Genomic DNA, 15,440 nt, shown 5'->3' on the forward strand with positions numbered 1-15,440 from the left:
ACGCTGCGGACATCGCGTGCTCGGCCATCGCGCCAAAGACCCGTGCTCGCTCGACCCGAGCGCCGTCCGTGCGCCGAAGGGTCTGTCGTAGGGGACACCACGGCCGAACGTTGCCGCGGCCTGCCCCGCCCGCAATGGCTCGCGGAGTTCCGCCACGTTCTCCCGTCTGCTCGAAACCCGGCTTGGGCTCGCATCCGACGGAGCGTGCCTTCGAGCATCATCCCGAAAGGTGGCTGCCGACTTTCGGAAAAGGATGATGCAAAAACAACAGGATAGAGCATCGTCTTGGATCCTATATCCAGGACGATGCTCTATCGCTCAGGCGAGAGAGCCCGAACTCCTCGGGCTCGACGAAATGACGTCCGTGGGCCGTCACACGCCCCTGGCGTAGCGGGCCAGGGCGAAATCTGCGGCCGGGATCGGCGGGGCGCTGCCCGAGACCACGTCGGCGAGCACGCGGCCGGAGCCGCAGGCCATGGTCCAGCCCAAGGTACCGTGACCGGTATTGGTGAAGAGGTTGGCGAACCGTGTCGGACCAACGATCGGCGTGCCGTCCGGTGTCATCGGTCGCAGGCCCGTCCAGAACGTGCCCGCCGTCGGATCGCCACCCCCCGGGAACAGATCGCGGACCGAGCGCTCGAGGGTCGCCCGGCGAGGTCCCCGCAGGGTGTGGCTGAAGCCCGCGAGTTCGGCTGTGCCGCCAACCCGGATGCGGTCGCCTAGGCGCGTGATCCCGACCTTGAAGGTCTCATCCATTACCGTCGAGACGGGAGCCCCCTCGGGGTCCATGACGGGCAGCGTCAGGGAGTAGCCCTTCACCGGATAGACCGGGAGGTCGATCCCGAGGGGCCGCAGCAGTATCGGCGTGTAGCTGCCCATGGCGGCGACGTAGGCGTCGGCGGTGAGCACGTCGCCCGTAGCGGTGACGATCCCCGTGACGGCCTCGTCGGCGTCGCGCAGGCCGGCGATGGCCGTGCCGTAGCGGAAGGTGACGCCGAGCTTCTCGCAGAGTGCGGCGAGGGAGGTCGTGAAGAGGTAGGCGTCCCCGGTCTCGTCGGCGGGCAGCCGCAGGCCTCCGACGATGGTTGCGCCAACCCTCGCCAGAGCCGGTTCGGCCTGGATGCAGCCGGCGACATCGAGAACCTCGTAGGGGACCCCGTAGGCGTCGAGCACCGCCGTGTCATTGCCGACCTGATCGAGCTGCTTGGCCGTACGGAAAATCTGGAGCGTGCCCTTCTCGCGGTGGTCGTAGGCGATGCCGGTCTCGGCCCTGAGTTCGCGCAAGGCATCGCGGCTGAACTCGGCGAGGCGGACCATCCGGCCCTTGTTGCGGGCGTAGGCCTCCTCCGTGCAGTTCGCCAGCATCCGCGCGAGCCAGCCGTAGAGCCGCGGCTCCACCCGGGGCCACATCACCAGGGGGCGATGCCGCATCATCAGCCATTTCAGCGCCTTCACCGGGATGCCGGGCGCGGCCCAGGGCGCCGAGTAGCCCGGGGAGACTTGGCCCGCATTGGCGAAGCTGGTCTCCAGGCCGGCACCGGGCTGGCGATCCAGAACCGTCACCTGATGGCCGGCGCGGGCGAGGTAATAGGCCGAGGTGACGCCGACGACGCCGCCTCCGAGGATCATGACGTGCATGGATGATGCCCTCAGGCGTCGAGATAGTGACGGTGGAAGCGATGGCCGAGGCTCGTGAGAACCTCGTACCCGATCGTACCAGCGGCGTCGGCCACGGCATCGAGGCTGCGCGCCGGGCCGACGACCTCGATCCAGCTTCCCGGGGCGACGGCGCCGGGGGGGGCATCCGTCGCGTCGATCACGATGCTGTCCATCGAGACGCGGCCCAGAATGGGCAGGCGGTGGCCGTCCTGCCAGACCTCGCCGCGGCCCGATGCGCTGCGCAGGAAACCGTCCGCATAGCCGATGGCCACCGTAGCCAAGCGGCTGTCGCGCGCGACGCGCGCCGTGTGGCCGTAGCCCACCGCGGTCCCGGCCGGCACCTGCCGGACCTGCATCACGCGAGCCGCGAGACCGACAACGGGCCGCATGGGGTTGGGGCGTCCGGGCTGGGGGGCGATCCCGTAGAGTGCGGCTCCCGGCCGGATGAGGTCGTAATGGAAGTCCGCGCTCAGAAATGTGCCGGAGGAAGCCGCTAGGCTCGCAGGAACCCCGGACAGGCGGGCTTGGAAGGCGTCGAACACCATCCGTTGCGCGGCATTCGCCGGATCGTCCGGTTGGTCGGCGCAGGCGAGATGGCTCATCACGAGGCGCAGGTCGAGGCCGTCGAACCCGCCCGTGTCGAGGCAGGCGGCGGCCTCGTCCGGGGAGAAGCCGAACCGGGCCATGCCGCTGTCGATCTGCAGGATCGCCGGCAGGCGTCGTCCGAGCCGGGACGCGAGGGCACACCAGGCGGCTCGCTGCCCGTCGTCGTTCAGGACCGGCGTGAGATCGTGCGCATGGCACTCCGCCTCGGTGCCGGACGGAAGGCCGTGCAGAACCGAGATCCCGGCGGCCGGTCCGAGTATCTTGCGCAACGAGAGGCCCTCCTCGGCATGGGCCACGAAGAAGGAGCGGCAGCCCGCCCGCGCCAGGGCGGGGGCGACGCGTTCGATCCCCAGACCGTAGGCATCCGCCTTGACGACGGCGGCGCACGCCGCCCGCGCAGCCATGGCCTGCAGGGCGCGGTAGTTGGCGGCGAGCGCCGCGAGGTCGACCGTCAGGACGGCGCTGGTCGTCGCCGGTACGGGAGGTCCAGCGGATGCGATGGGAGCGGTGCGGGCAAGGGCAGGCAAGGCGTCCGTCCGGAACGGGTTATCGGTACGGCTACGCTACTGCATGATTCATCGAATTTCTCATCAATCCGTCGAATAAGATATACGATTTGACGGAAAAAGGGTATATGCTTCGACGATATCGGACATTCTGTGATAAGGTCATGGACGACATCGATCGGCGGATCATCCGCATGCTCAGGGCGAACGGCCGCATCAGCAACGCGGACCTCGCAGATGCCGTGGGTCTATCGGCATCCGCTTGCCATCGACGGATGGGCTTGCTGGAAAGTTCGGGGGTCATCCGCGGATACACGGCGCTGATCGAGGCTCCGTCCGAGGAGGGCGGACTGGTCGTGCTCACGCAGTTCACCCTCGACCGGCAAACCGAGGAGTTTCTCAACCAATTTGAGGCCGCGGTGCGCCGCTGCCCGGAGGTTCAGGATTGTTATCTGATGACCGGAATCGCCGATTATCTGGTCAAGCTTAAAGTGAAAGATGCGGCCGATTACGAGCGCTTGCACAAGGAGGTGCTCTCTCGGCTTCCCGGTGTCTCACGGCTGCAATCCAGCTTCGCGATCCGGACGGTTGTGTCGCCAGCGAGTAGCATTTGATCTCGTAGAATTTTCAAATCCTTCAATTGAAGATCAAGCTCTCCCCAATATAAACATTCCAAATGTGAATAAACAGTGTAATGAAATCCAATGACAGCGATTTCAGACTGTGCACGATTGTTGAGGCAGAAATACTGTGCTCTGGTTACGTTTACTGGCCTGTCTCCTGAAATAGTCCTTCCAAAAGTACGGCTTCAAGCCGTGTGGAAGATGTCATCATGGAACGGAAGAAGCATAAAACTAAAGAGATTGTTGCGAAGCTGTGCTAAAACGGAGGTGCATCACGCTTAGTATCTGGGACCAATAGGTTCGCACCCTGGCCGATGTTGTGATGAAGCGGTGTGGGGCTCCCACTTTTATCTTATCCGCGAGCGAACGTTCCGCACCCGACTCTACGAATTCATTCGCGCTCGCTACGAAGCCGACCATTGGCGAGAGGCTGGCCCGCCTACCGGTCCGGAATGTCAGGCGCCCGTGCCGCCACCATTCGATTACGCCAAGCCCTTCGTCATCGGCACGTTGAAGATCTGCCAAGGCTTCGGATATGCTGATCCCCTTAACGAGCCTGCCGCGATCACCCGTTGATACCAAGACAACCACGACGCACCGTTCCGCGCAGCATCCCCGGTTGCACACCTCTTATGTCGGCAGGGAAGGCAGACTCGCACGGTACCAGCCAGGAGGTCGCGCGGAACAAACCACATGCCACGGTCAGCCGGGTCCGGACTCGGCGGGGGTCGGCTCGGCCCGATTGCGGGCGGTCCGGGGCCGGCCGCTCGGCTTGGCCGGCTCCGGTGCCTCGAACAGGTCCAGCGTGGCGCATGCGGCCAGCGCCTGCGTCATCTCGGCCTCCATGAAGGCGATGAACGCGCGCACCCGCCGGGCCTGATGCAGGCGGGCCGGATAGACGAGGCGGACCCACCGGTCGCGCCCGCCCCACCAATCCGGCAGGATGCGGACGAGGCGCCCGGCGCGCACGTCCTCGACCACGTCCCAGGCGGCCTTCATGGCGATGCCGCCGTCCGCCAGCGCGGCGGCGTGGCAGATCTCGCCGTCGATGCCGCCGACCGCCGAGCGGATCGACACGTCCACCGACTCCCCGCCGCGGCACAGGCGCCAGTGCGTCGGCCGGGGATCGCCCACCGTCAGGCAGGCATGGTCGGCGAGGTCGAGTGGGTCGCGGGGCGTTCCGACGCGGGCCAGATAGGCCGGGGAGGCGCAAAGGATGCGCGCGTCCGGCACCAGGGGCCGGGCGATCAGGCGGCTGTCGACGAGGGGGGCCTGCCGCATCGCCACGTCGATGCGGCGCTCGACCAGGTCGAGGACGTCGTCGCTGGTCAGGACCTGGACCGAGATGCCGGGATGGCGGGCGAGGAAGCGCGGCAGGCGCGGCGCGATCTGGCGCTGCGCGAAGGCCGCGGTCGCGGTCACGCGCACGACGCCGCTGGCCCCGTCGCCGGCGACGTCCTCCGCCGCCCGAATGGCCTCCAGGGCGGTCCGGCACCGCACGAGGAATTCTCCGCCCTCCTCGGTCAGGCCGAGCTGGCGCGTAGTCCGCTGGAGCAGACGGACACCGAACCGCCCCTCGAGGCGCTTGAGGCGCTTGGAGACGAGGGTGAGGGAGACGTCGAGGTCAAGCGCGGCCCCGGACAGGCTGCCCGCCCGCACGATGGCGTCGAACACGCGGAGGTCGTCGATGCTGTCCAGCCGGCCCATAGCCGCATTAGAGCGCGGGCGGAACGGACTGCAAGGCGCCGTCCGGGCCAACTCCTTCATTCACATTTGATAAGCGAAGAGATCGCGTGCGCATAGAAACTGCCGACGCAGCGGGCGCTTGGCCCGCGGGACTCGACCGACCCGGCGCTCAGAGCGCGGTGATCAGGGCGACCGCGCCGAGCACGACGCCCGGAGCATTGGCGAAGGAGACCGGCCAGTCCCGACGCAGCGCGCCATAGGTCGTCCACAGCCCGCAATTCACCACCGTGGCGAGCGGCTGGAGCACCGAGCCCTTCTGACCGGCGAGGTTGAGCTGGATCTGGTCGAGATAGGAAACGAACATCAGCACGCCGGTGACGGTCGCGATCCAGCCGAGCCAGCGCACGAAGCGCTCGGTGCCGCCGTCGCGGCGGTCCGGCGTGCCGGCAGCGGGGGCCTGACAGGTCGGCTGGGTATGGGCGAGGGTCATCGCGAACGGGGTCCCGTTGTGTCTGTCGAAGAATCGAGGGGGCCGGCCGCTTCCGCACGGTACGGTCCGAGAACCGTTCGCCGTCGTCGTGCCCGCGCTTCGAGCTTCAACGCCCTCAACGCGCGTCGAGGGCCTGGCGAACTGGCCGGAACGGAAAGACACCCTCCGCGATCCGGCGACGATGATCGTTGGGCCGACGCCCTATGTCGGGTACGGCAGCGGTTCGGAACGGGGCATGTCGAGGCGATGGACATCAGTCGGCGCGACCTGGGGAAAGCTCTCGGCGGCGTCGTGCTCGTGGGCGCGGCGAGCGATGCGCGGGCGGCCGACGGTCTGCCGGGCGGCGTCACACTGATCCGGGGCGGCTACGTCATGACCATGGATGCCGGGCTGGGTGATCTGCCCGGCGCCGACATCCTGGTGCGCGACGGACGGATCGCCGGGATCGGGCGGGGCTTGGCGGTGCCGGAAGGCGCCGTGGTGGTCGAGGCCGGCGGCATGGTCGTGCTTCCGGGCTTCGTTGATGCCCATACCCACGGCGCGATCAGCCAGATGCGGGGCCTGTACGGCAACACGCGCGAGACCGCCTTCTTCACCGTCACCAACCGCCTCCTGGCTCACTATACGCCGGAGGACACCTATATCGGCATGCTGCTGAGCGCGGTGGAGAGCGCCGCCTCCGGCATCACCACCACGGCGGACTTCTTCGACAACGTGCGCGACCGCGCCCATGCCGAGGCCGGCCTTCGGGCGCTGCAGGATGCGCCCGTCCGGGCCAGGCTGCTCTACGGCATGAAGAGCAAGACCGACGCGGACCCCATCGATCTCGCCCATGTCGCGGAGTGGCAGCAGGGATGGGCCGAGCGCTCCGTCGGCGGCCGCCTGTCGCTGGGCCTGGCGTGGCGCCTGCCGCAGGACCTCGACGATGCGGCGGCCTGGGCGATCAAGGCCAGGGAATGGGAGACGGCCCGCCGCCTCGACCTGCCGATGCAGGTCCATGTCAGCGGCACCGTCCCGGGCCGGGCGACGGCGATGTTCGATGCCCTGATCGCCCGACGGATGCTGCATGCCGGGCTGCAGGTCGTCCACGGAACCGATGCGCGCGACGACCAGCTCGCCGCGTTGGAGGAGGCCGGCGCCGGCCTGGTGGTGACGCCGCTGACCGAGCACCGGGTCGGTTACGGCCCGACCCGGATCGACCGCTTCGATGGCATCCGGCGTCGCGGCTTCGGCATCGACGGCAGCGCCCTCGCCGGCGCCACGGACATGTTCGCCCTCATGCGCCTCGCAGCGCTCACGCAGGCCGGCGCGGCGCGCGACGAGACCGCCGTCCGGCCCCGCCACCTCCTCGAATGGGCGACGGCCGGCGGTGCTCGGGCCCTCGGGCTCGACGCACAGACCGGTTCGCTCGTGCCGGGCCGCGCCGCCGACCTGCAACTCGTCCGGCTCGACTCCCTGAACCTCGCGGGCTTCGACGGGGGCGACCCGTCGGCCCTGCTGGTCTATTCGGCCCGCCCCGAGGACGTCGCCGCCGTCATGGTCGAGGGCCGCTTCGTGAAGCGCGACGGCCGGCTCGCCGGCTTCGATGCCGCGACGCTCCTCGACCGGGCGCGCCAGTCCCTTCGAGGCGTCCGCGCACGGGCAGGCTGACTACCCCCCGCGCTCGGCTAGAATATTACCAGCGGCGCCGCACTCTCCAGAGGCGTCGCGCCCTGGATCGCGCGATGGGGCACCCGGTCTGAGGGCCGGGAAGCCTCGCCACGGGCGCGCTTCACGGCCTCGTCCAGCGCCTGCGAGGCCCATCTGCGCGCCCCGGACGGGCGCCGGTCCGCAATTCGCCGGCCCCGTGATCCCATCGGCCGCTCAACGGCGGCGCCGACGAAGACTTCGCCCAACGGACCGAGGGCTCTTGCCCGGCGGCCCCGGTCCGGGCTCTCGCCGAACGTGCAAGAATCCCTTGCCGCAGTCGCGAGCAACGCGCGATGGCAGCCCCGGTTTCCGGACGTTCCCATCAACAATCAGATTGAGCAACACCACGGCCAAAGCTGCACCGAGATTTGCCAGGATGTGAAGGCCATCGCGTTTCCAGCGATCCGAACCGCGGCCTGGAAGGCCGAGGCCGGCACGCCTGTCTTAGAAATCGTACGGCACTCTTTCGGCTTGCGACCCATCCAGCCATGAAGACCGCCGTTGGCGCATCCCGAGAGCGGTCAGTCGTCAGTCGTCCAGCAACTCAGGCTGGCGGCAGTGAGCGGACCCCGACCATTTGACCAGAAGCGGGCATTCAATATGCGACCCAGGTGTGTTGTATAGGGTACAAACTGGCGCAAATTCATCTGTGTCTATATCGTTCCGGTAACATGCTCTACTGACGATTCATCGTGTGACGACGGCATTCGGTCAAATGAATGCCGTCATCCGCTTTGGCGTGATCAGTTCGTGCGTTCGAGATAGCCCGCAGGAAGTTGGCCGGGGGCCGCGTTGATGACCTCGTCGTTGTCGCGGCCACGCCGCTCCATAAATGTGATCTTGGCGAACTCGCCGATGACCACGTATGGGTATGCCGGGCCTTCGTCTCGGAAGCGGTGCATATCTTCCATAAAGTCATTCTGGTAGCAGATCGTCTTCTCGGGATGTGCTCCTTCACCCGCGATCCACTGCGGGAAGAAGATGGTGCCGTGCACCAGCCGGCGCTTCGTATCAAAATACAGGCTGACGCAGGTGCCGGTGGGCTCGTGCCAATCGATTTTATACATGTCCGGCGCGAGTTGGACGAGATCGATCGCTTGGTTGGTCACCCAGCGGCCACCGACCAAGCCTTGGTGTATTCGGTAATCGCAGGTCTTCTCGTTGCGAGCATACCATTCATATTTCCAGCCATTGGCATATGTATAGATAAAATGAGTTCCAACGAAATCAGACAAGTCGCTTGATAAGTCAAGGCCAAGATCGTTTGACATCAGTATTTTCCCAGATTATCACAGATAAATTGAGTGCTGTAGTGTGTAATTTGTAGAAGTTGTTCGCTCTATTGAACGAACGCTATGCCCATAAAGCAATATCTCTTCAAATGCAAATATCGATCTGCCTGATCACCAATTTAGCTAGAGGCTGGTGTGAACCTGAGAGTGTAGGCCTCAAAATTAGGAGGCATGACCTTCTCGCTCGCTGCCTACCCGTCCGACGTTTCCAATAACGAATGGGCGCGGGTCGCCCCTTACCTGACGCTGCTCCGCGAGGATGCGGGGCAGCGTGAGTACAGCTTGCGCGAGGTGTCCAACGGACTGCGCTACGCACGTCTTTCCGCCTGACACGTCCGAGGGCGCCAAGCTCCCGATCTTACATGACTGTTCCCGAAAGCCGCGATCCGCCTTTCGGAATGTTGCGCTATGCGGCGCGCAGGCTCTCCAAGAACCTCGTAACCTGATCGGAGAGCTGCTTTGACTGGCGCGTGAGGTCAGAGGCCGCACCGAGCACTTGGTCGGCTGCCGTACCGGTCGCCTCGGCAGCCTGGGCCACGCCGGTGATGTGGCCCGTCACCTCCTGCGTGCCGACGGCCGCCTGGGCGACGTTGCGCACGATCTCCTGCGTGGCTGCGCCCTGCTCCTCCACCGCGGCGGAGATCGATGTCGCAACGCCGCTGATCTCCCGGATGCGCATCGCGATCCCGCTGATCGCGCCCACGGCCCCATCCGTCGAGCCCCGGATCTGCGTTATCTGAGCCGAGATCTCATCAGTCGCCCGTGCGGTCTGGTTCGCCAGTTCCTTCACCTCGGCGGCCACCACGGCGAAGCCCCTTCCCACCTCGCCGGCCCGCGCGGCTTCGATCGTGGCGTTGAGCGCGAGCAGATTGGTCTGCGCTGCGATGGCGGAGATCGTGGCGATTACGTCTCCGATCCGCGCCGCCGTCGTGCTCAGATCCTGCACCAGCGCGCCGGTCTGCGCGGCTTCGCCGACCGCCGTCTGCGCCAGTTGCATCGATCCGTCGGCCTGCCGCCCGATCTCCAGTACCGACGATCCGAGTTCCTCGGCCGCCGCCGCGACGGTGTTAACGTTCATCGAGGCCTGCTCGGCGGCCGTGGCGACGTCGATGGACCGGCTGGCCGTCTGCGTCGCGGTTCCGGCCATAGTCTGCGCCGTCTCCTGGAGCTGCGCCGCAGCGGCCGCGACCATGCCGATGATCCCGCTCACATCCTGCTCGAAGGAATCGGCCATCTGCCGCATGGCGTGCTTGCGCTGCGCCTCGGCACCGGCCCTGGCCAGGGCTGCCTCTTCCTCAAGGCTGCGGTTCTGGACTAGGTTCTTTTTAAAGACCGCCACGGCCTCGGCCATCGCGCCGATCTCGTCGCGTCGCTGCAGGAACGGAACGCTCACGTCGAGCTGATTGTGGCTGAGCCTTTCCATCGTATCCTGCATCGCCAGCAGGGGCTTGACCACGCGGAACTGCGTGATGGCCAGGCCGCCGAGCGCGACGATCAGCACCGCCACGATGCTGGCGACGGCGAACAGCACCGCGCGCTCGGCACTCGCCGCCGCCCCCTCGGTCACGGCGATCACCGCGTCCATGGCAGTCGTTGCGACCGCGAGCACGGTGAGATGACGCGCATCGGTGTCGCGCTGGAAGTCTTTAAGCGGCATTGGGAACGTGCCGGTAACGAGGCCGTCGCCCATGGCTTGGCGCAACGCGGCGCTCTCCGGCGAGAACATGCTCGTCTGCGCCGTTGTGTAGACTTGCCGGAGTTCGTCCGGAACGCCCGGACGGCTCATCAGAGCCCTGACATATCCCCAATGCGCCTCGGTCCTGCCGAGTTCGGTGGCGACGAACGCCGCTTCGGCCGGTGCCAGCGGCTTGCCCCCTGCGATGACCCGGATGATGGTCGCGTAGACGCCTCCGACGGCGGAACGGGTGTGCCAAGCCGCCGCCTTGATGTTCACAAGGTAGGCGGCGGCTGGCGTCATCCGCTTGATGTTCTCGCCCACGTGCCCGGAGAGCTGCCCGAAGCTCCCGAGGGTCTTGTCCGCCTGCGCCGTCAGGGTTCCGGCGAGGAGGGCATCCCGCGCGCCAACCTCCTTTGTTAGCGCTTCATCGACCGGCGACCTAAGCAGGGTCAGCCGATGATACTCGGCGCGCGCTTCGATCAGGAGCGCATCGAAGGCGCCATCGTCCAGGTAGCGCGCCTGCGCCGCGATCGATTTTAGATGCTTCTCGATATCGGACCGCGCCTTGCCGATTCTCTCGCGAAGCGCTCCCGCTTGATCCGGCCCGACCTGAAGCGCTTGAGCACCGATCCCCCGCTCCAATCTCAGCGCCTGCATCGTCTGGAGGATGGCCTTGTCTGCCACCGCGCTATGCCTGGACGCCTCCGATGTCCTGACGACAGCCAAGGCTTCAAGAAGGTGATTGCCGACGCTGCCGATTAGAACAATACTGAGCAAGCCGACAACGGCGAACAGGCACGTTCGAACGGAAATAGATTTATCGTGCATATTGCATAACTCGATGTTGAGATTCATGTTTTGCGGGGTATTGGTTGGGATTGGTTAACATATATTGATATTGCTGGATGGTTTTATTTATAACATCGACAGGGAGTGAGTAAGCTGCTCTCCGTCTAACAGTAGGGTAGCCAGGCGCGTGCCGACGTCGAGGCAGAGTCGACCTCGGCTTCGGAACGGGGTGTTGATTAGGGATGGAGTTCCGCTTGAGCTGCCCACCGTTGCGGCGGGCCGAGGCGCGACGGCTTCAGAACACGGAGAAGCTCAGGCCAGCGAGGAATGAGGTGAATTGCGCCCCGGGAACGACGCGAGAATTGGCGCCGAGCAGATTCTTCTGATGCAGGACGCCGATGAAGGCCTTCATGCGATTGGGCTTTTGGTAGAGGAGTTCGCCGAGGTCGAGGACGAGGTTGCTGCGCATCAGAACCTCGGCCTTCAGCCGTCCGCCCTTCGGGTCGTCGCCGCGGGGCGGGTTGTAGGAGGCGAAGCCCGTCAGCGACAGCGGCAGGCCCGTGAACGTCAGTGGCACCAGATAGGTCGCTTCGACGCGGGGCACGATGTCCGTCCCAGTCTGGCGAAGGGGCGGCAGCAAATCGGCAAAGCGGAACCAATCCTTCTGGGCAAACACCGCGAGGTTGAAGAAGCCGATTGGGACATCGAACGAGAAGCTGAGGCCGCCCATCGCCCGGGTCCGCAGCAGCGACAGCCGCGTGTTATCACTCTGATGATCGACGCCGTAGGCCAGCGACACGTCCTTGATGATGCCGGGCAGGATGAAGAGCGGCGTTCCCGCCATGGTGTTGCCGCTCAAGGTGCCGCGATAGCTCAGGAATAAGGTGGTCTGGCCGTAATCGAAGGTCGTGGCCAGTCCGGGATAGGGCGGTCTGCCGGCCGGGATCTGCGAACCGTAGCGCCGCAGGTCGATGTTGAGGAAATTGGTGCCGTATTCCCAGCCATGGAGATGGGTGAGGCTCAGCATGTTGCCCGGAGCGCTGCGGCCTTCGATGGAGCGTCCGGCTCGGCCACCGGTGACGCCCGGCTGCCGGAGATCGTTCAGGTATGTGTAGGTCACCTGCGTATCGCTGAACCGGAAGAAGGGCGAGGAAGGTTTTGGAGGTTCGGGACCTAGGGGGGCGCCCGACGGGCCCTGGATCAGTTCTTCCGCCTGCACCCAACCCGGCGTAACGCTTGTAAAGAGCAGCAGAGAATTAACTAGAAGCGCCCCGGCTCGCACCAAACTGCCCCATCCGCCTCGCGTGGTTCTCCGGTGAAGCGCCAGCGGACGCTTCAAGGGTAAGCCGACAGTCATTCATCCCTCCTCAAATCATGTCTTCACAACTCCCGCTCTGTTTGAGTATCATATGTTATTTTTAGGTTAATAATCTGATAGGGCGCGTCCGTCTTGCGAGAGAATTTAATTCTATCTATCTGCTGGATTTTATGTAAGCGCGCTCATCTGGATGATCGATACCCCATTCGCCGGAAGAATCCGGGATCCGAGTACTTCCGTCAAAAAGTCCGGCTTCCCGGCCGGTGAGAGAGGTCATGACCTGACCAGTATTTTGGACCGAGCCGAGTGAGCGACTGTCTTGCTGGTCAAGCGGGTTGCCATGGCGTTCCGTCTCTTAGGATGGCGTTGAGGATGGTGATCAGCTTCCGAGCGGTGGCAATCAGGGCGACGAGCTTGGGCTTGCCGGCTGCGATGAGCCGGTCGCGGAAGGTTTTCAGCGCGGCGTTGTGACGGCTGGCCACCAGGGCACCCATGAACAGCGCCGTGCGAACAGGTGCGCGGCCGTCTGCGATGAAGCTCCTCCCTCGCCACCGACCGGATTGCCGCGTCCAAGGGGCCAAGCCGACCAGCGCGGCGACTTGCTTTCCGTTGAGACTTCCAAGCTCGGGCAGCTCCGCGATCAGGGTTCGTGCGATCGTCGGTCCAACACCAGGAACGGAGGTCAGGAGGGTCTCCTTCCTGCGCCATTCAGCGACCGGTCTACCTCTGCATCGATCGAGCGGTCGATTACATCCTGCTCCTGCTCCAATGCCTCTATGACGCGCCGGACGCTGTCTCGAATGCACGATGGAGCTTGGCTCGCTCGCTGCCGCTCGGACGCGATCAGCCAAGGCCTGAGTCTTGGCATCGGCCCGAGCGCGAACGGGTGGGTTGGTGGCCGCCGCGAACGGGGCGATCACGGTGGCGTCGATGCGGTCGGTCTTGGCGCGTTGGCCCAAGGCGTGAGCGAAAGCACGGACCTGTGCTGGGTTCACGATCACGGCTGGCAGCCTCCAGGTGGTGAGAGCACGTGCCACCATGGCTTCCAAACCGCCGGTTGCCTCCAGGACGACGAGCTTCGGCTTCAGGGGCCGGAGGCGTTCGCACAGTTGCTCCACGCCCTCGGTCGTACGGTCAACGGCGAAGTTCGCTCCAGAGGGATGAACGTGAATATCGAGGCGGTCACGGGCCACGTCGATCCCGACAACAGGAGCGTCCATCTGATCCCATCCTTGCGCAAGCGGGCTTCGCGTTGAGCGGCCCAAGCGACTGTTCGGGTTCGATGGAACGGCGGGCGAGGACCCTGGCTCACTTGCGGGCTTGGTGGCCCCAGAGGCTAACGGTCTCTCACCCGCAACCGCGCCGAGGAGCATACCCGGCGAGGTTGGGATCAAGTTACAAGAGGCTACTGCATGGCCGCTGCCATGGGTAGGCGGAAGGCTAGATCAGGGAAGCTGACAGGCGCGGGCGGCCGGTAGCCCAGGGACGAGTGCGGCCGGACACGGTTGTATGTGTTCTGCCATAGGCCAATCACGACCTGTGCTTCTCTCAGCGAGTAGAAGATCTCCTGCCTCAGGCACTCGTCGCGCAGCTCTGTTCGGAGATCTCCGCCTCCTTGCACGCCAACGCCAAACTCTTGCCCTGAGCTGTCTCCACCTCGATCTGGCGCAGCTTCAAAACGACCTGCTCCGCGCTCGTCTTCTGTCCTCGCCGCATGTCCAACTCCTTCGGTCCTGGCTGATCCTCTCAATCAGCCCGGTCCAAAGCCATCCGGTCAGGTCACCTCCCGCCGAGGCCGAAGCGCGCTACTATGCCCAGACCGAAGTCCAAACCTTGGCAGCCTGACCCAAACCAAATGGCCTCCGGGAAAACCGGGGCGGTTCAGCTGGCGCCGTGCCCTGCGGGCTGGAGCGCCTGCACCGGAGATGTCGTCCCCCTGGGCTTCATCCCGCTGGCGCTGCCGGCACCGCCCTCCCCTGTCCGGGCCGAGCCGCTCCGCCCCAGTGCCATCGAGATCGAGATGGCCGGCGGTCATCGGCTGCGGGCCGAGGCGGGCGTGGAGGTCGTTCTCCTGCAGGGTCTGATCGCAACGCTGCTGGGCCGATGATCCCGGTCCCTTCCGGCTTACGGGTCTTGCTGGCACCCGCGCCGACATCGTGCGGATCATCGGGACGGCCAAGGTGCTCGACCGGGCCAAAACCCGCTGTGGGGAACGAGCGCTCGCCTGGAATCACGCCGTGCGCCGTGACCTCGCGAAATGAACCCCCCCTCCCCTATCGCCCTCCCCGCCCGGCCCCGATTCCCGGGAACGTCGGGCGCGGGGATGCCCCAACCACCTGCCCGTCGGCGGAGGCCGCCATGATGCACGCCTTGTCACGGCTCGACCCAGCCATCGCGCGATGGGCCCGGGCCACAAGGCGCCGTGACATGCTCACCATGGTCAAACGCATCACCGCCGGGATCACCGGCCATTTCAAGACGCGGATCACCGAATGGTTTGCAGCCGTTCTGCTGTTGCAGCTTGGGTGGACGCTGGTCAGTCCCCCCGCGTCGTTTCCCCCGTCCACCGCGTGGTCCGTGATGGCGGCACGGATGCCGGAGGAAACATGGGGTGCAATCATGCTGGCCATCGCCGGCACGCGCTTGCTCGCCCTCGACATCGACGGGACGTTCCGGTCGTTCCGTTACTGGCCTGCCCCCTGAAAAGTGATCCTCCTTGAAGGAGGCTTTTGAGCCTTTGTGGAGTTGACCCCGTTTGTGGTCCACGACCTACGCAAGTTCTCGGGCTGTAATGAGGGTCCCCCGGATCTTGGTCCGGCCGAAAGGTGAGCCTCCGGGTCTCATTCGGCGGGCTGCAGGGCCGCCGCCAGGGCGAATTCCTGGGGCGTTCGCCACCCCAGGGCGGTGTGAGGACGCCTCTCGTTGTAGTGCCGCCGCCACGTCTCGATCTTGCTCCTCGCGTCAGCCAACGACAAGAACCAGTTCGCGTTCAGGCACTCGTCGCGCAGGCGGCCGTTGAACGACTCGACCAGTGCGTTGTCGGTCGGCTTGCCAGGGCGCGAGAAGTCCAACGTGACACCGTTCTCGTAGGCCCAGCGGTCGAG

12 protein-coding genes and 4 pseudogenes are annotated in these 15,440 nt (G+C 65.5%); 5 read left to right on the top strand and 11 right to left on the bottom strand.

The window, feature by feature from the left end:
* Positions 1-372: 372 nt before the first annotated feature.
* Positions 373-1,638: a D-amino acid dehydrogenase gene (locus MKK50_RS00845; RefSeq protein ID WP_209688059.1), complete on the bottom strand. Its 1,266-nt coding sequence runs from the start codon at positions 1,636-1,638 to the stop codon at positions 373-375.
* An 11-nt stretch (positions 1,639-1,649) separates the two neighbouring features.
* Complete coding sequence (alr, locus tag MKK50_RS00850; protein WP_253374196.1) at positions 1,650-2,792, bottom strand: alanine racemase; 1,143 nt, start codon at positions 2,790-2,792, stop codon at positions 1,650-1,652.
* A gap of 143 nt (positions 2,793-2,935) precedes the next feature.
* On the opposite strand from alr, the gene MKK50_RS00855 reads away from it, so the two are divergent.
* Entirely contained in the window at positions 2,936-3,385 is a 450-nt protein-coding gene (locus MKK50_RS00855) for an Lrp/AsnC family transcriptional regulator (RefSeq protein WP_209688058.1), read from the top strand.
* A gap of 711 nt (positions 3,386-4,096) precedes the next feature.
* On the opposite strand, the gene MKK50_RS00860 is transcribed toward MKK50_RS00855, so the two are convergent.
* Both MKK50_RS00860 and MKK50_RS00865 read right to left on the bottom strand, forming a co-directional pair.
* Positions 4,097-5,101 carry a LysR family transcriptional regulator gene (locus MKK50_RS00860; protein WP_253386692.1) on the bottom strand — a complete coding sequence of 335 codons (1,005 nt, stop codon included), beginning with the start codon at positions 5,099-5,101 and terminating at the stop codon, positions 4,097-4,099.
* Between the two features lie 148 nt (positions 5,102-5,249).
* The gene (locus MKK50_RS00865; protein ID WP_209688056.1) at positions 5,250-5,570 is read right to left on the bottom strand and encodes a SemiSWEET family transporter; all 321 of its coding nucleotides are present in this window, start codon (positions 5,568-5,570) and stop codon (positions 5,250-5,252) included.
* A 246-nt stretch (positions 5,571-5,816) separates the two neighbouring features.
* Here MKK50_RS00865 and MKK50_RS00870 point away from each other — a divergent pair, with 246 nt between their 5' ends.
* On the top strand, positions 5,817-7,220 hold the full coding sequence (locus MKK50_RS00870; RefSeq protein ID WP_209688055.1) for an amidohydrolase family protein: 1,404 nt from the start codon (positions 5,817-5,819) through the stop codon (positions 7,218-7,220).
* A 782-nt stretch (positions 7,221-8,002) separates the two neighbouring features.
* On the opposite strand, the gene MKK50_RS00875 is transcribed toward MKK50_RS00870, so the two are convergent.
* Positions 8,003-8,530, bottom strand: a complete 528-nt coding sequence (locus MKK50_RS00875) for a phenolic acid decarboxylase (RefSeq protein WP_253374194.1) — start codon at positions 8,528-8,530, stop codon at positions 8,003-8,005.
* A gap of 192 nt (positions 8,531-8,722) precedes the next feature.
* Between MKK50_RS00875 and MKK50_RS00880 the strand changes: the two are divergent.
* A pseudogene (locus MKK50_RS00880) lies at positions 8,723-8,863 on the top strand (transposase); the annotation flags it as partial.
* 94 nt (positions 8,864-8,957) lie between these two features.
* Here MKK50_RS00880 and MKK50_RS00885 read toward each other — a convergent pair.
* The 5 genes and pseudogenes from MKK50_RS00885 to MKK50_RS00905 all read right to left on the bottom strand — a co-directional run.
* On the bottom strand, positions 8,958-11,084 hold the full coding sequence (locus tag MKK50_RS00885) for a methyl-accepting chemotaxis protein (protein ID WP_253374193.1): 2,127 nt from the start codon (positions 11,082-11,084) through the stop codon (positions 8,958-8,960).
* 229 nt (positions 11,085-11,313) lie between these two features.
* Positions 11,314-12,138 carry a hypothetical protein gene (locus MKK50_RS00890; RefSeq protein WP_253374192.1) on the bottom strand — a complete coding sequence of 275 codons (825 nt, stop codon included), beginning with the start codon at positions 12,136-12,138 and terminating at the stop codon, positions 11,314-11,316.
* A 524-nt stretch (positions 12,139-12,662) separates the two neighbouring features.
* A pseudogene (locus MKK50_RS00895) lies at positions 12,663-13,556 on the bottom strand (IS110 family transposase).
* Between the two features lie 185 nt (positions 13,557-13,741).
* Positions 13,742-13,927 (bottom strand): annotated as a pseudogene (locus MKK50_RS00900) (integrase core domain-containing protein); the annotation flags it as partial.
* A pseudogene (locus MKK50_RS00905) lies at positions 13,927-14,052 on the bottom strand (IS3 family transposase); the annotation flags it as partial. The pseudogenes MKK50_RS00900 and MKK50_RS00905, both read right to left, overlap by 1 nt.
* Before the next feature lie 139 nt (positions 14,053-14,191).
* Between MKK50_RS00905 and MKK50_RS00910 the strand changes: the two are divergent.
* Both MKK50_RS00910 and MKK50_RS00915 read left to right on the top strand, forming a co-directional pair.
* Entirely contained in the window at positions 14,192-14,443 is a 252-nt protein-coding gene (locus MKK50_RS00910) for a hypothetical protein (RefSeq protein ID WP_253374191.1), read from the top strand.
* A gap of 320 nt (positions 14,444-14,763) precedes the next feature.
* Complete coding sequence (locus MKK50_RS00915) at positions 14,764-15,039, top strand: hypothetical protein (protein WP_253471783.1); 276 nt, start codon at positions 14,764-14,766, stop codon at positions 15,037-15,039.
* 137 nt (positions 15,040-15,176) lie between these two features.
* Here MKK50_RS00915 and MKK50_RS00920 read toward each other — a convergent pair.
* Positions 15,177-15,440 (bottom strand): integrase core domain-containing protein (locus MKK50_RS00920; RefSeq protein WP_499019732.1); only part of this gene is annotated, 264 nt, incomplete at its 5' end.

The sequence above is a fragment of the Methylobacterium sp. J-043 genome (genome assembly GCF_022829505.1).
Classification (GTDB): Bacteria; Pseudomonadota; Alphaproteobacteria; order Rhizobiales; family Beijerinckiaceae; genus Methylobacterium; species Methylobacterium extorquens_A.

Excerpts from the sequence above, each read along its gene's own strand:
- MKK50_RS00865 (WP_209688056.1), bottom strand. The coding sequence starts at position 5,570 with ATGACCCTCGCCCATACCCAGCCGACCTGTCAGGCCCCCGCTGCCGGC.
- MKK50_RS00855 (WP_209688058.1), top strand. The coding sequence starts at position 2,936 with ATGGACGACATCGATCGGCGGATCATCCGCATGCTCAGGGCGAACGGC.
- MKK50_RS00870 (WP_209688055.1), top strand. The coding sequence starts at position 5,817 with ATGGACATCAGTCGGCGCGACCTGGGGAAAGCTCTCGGCGGCGTCGTG.
- MKK50_RS00915 (WP_253471783.1), top strand. The coding sequence starts at position 14,764 with ATGCTCACCATGGTCAAACGCATCACCGCCGGGATCACCGGCCATTTC.
- MKK50_RS00885 (WP_253374193.1), bottom strand. The coding sequence starts at position 11,084 with ATGAATCTCAACATCGAGTTATGCAATATGCACGATAAATCTATTTCC.
- MKK50_RS00860 (WP_253386692.1), bottom strand. The coding sequence starts at position 5,101 with ATGGGCCGGCTGGACAGCATCGACGACCTCCGCGTGTTCGACGCCATC.
- MKK50_RS00845 (WP_209688059.1), bottom strand. The coding sequence starts at position 1,638 with ATGCACGTCATGATCCTCGGAGGCGGCGTCGTCGGCGTCACCTCGGCC.
- MKK50_RS00875 (WP_253374194.1), bottom strand. The coding sequence starts at position 8,530 with ATGTCAAACGATCTTGGCCTTGACTTATCAAGCGACTTGTCTGATTTC.
- MKK50_RS00910 (WP_253374191.1), top strand. The coding sequence starts at position 14,192 with ATGGCCTCCGGGAAAACCGGGGCGGTTCAGCTGGCGCCGTGCCCTGCG.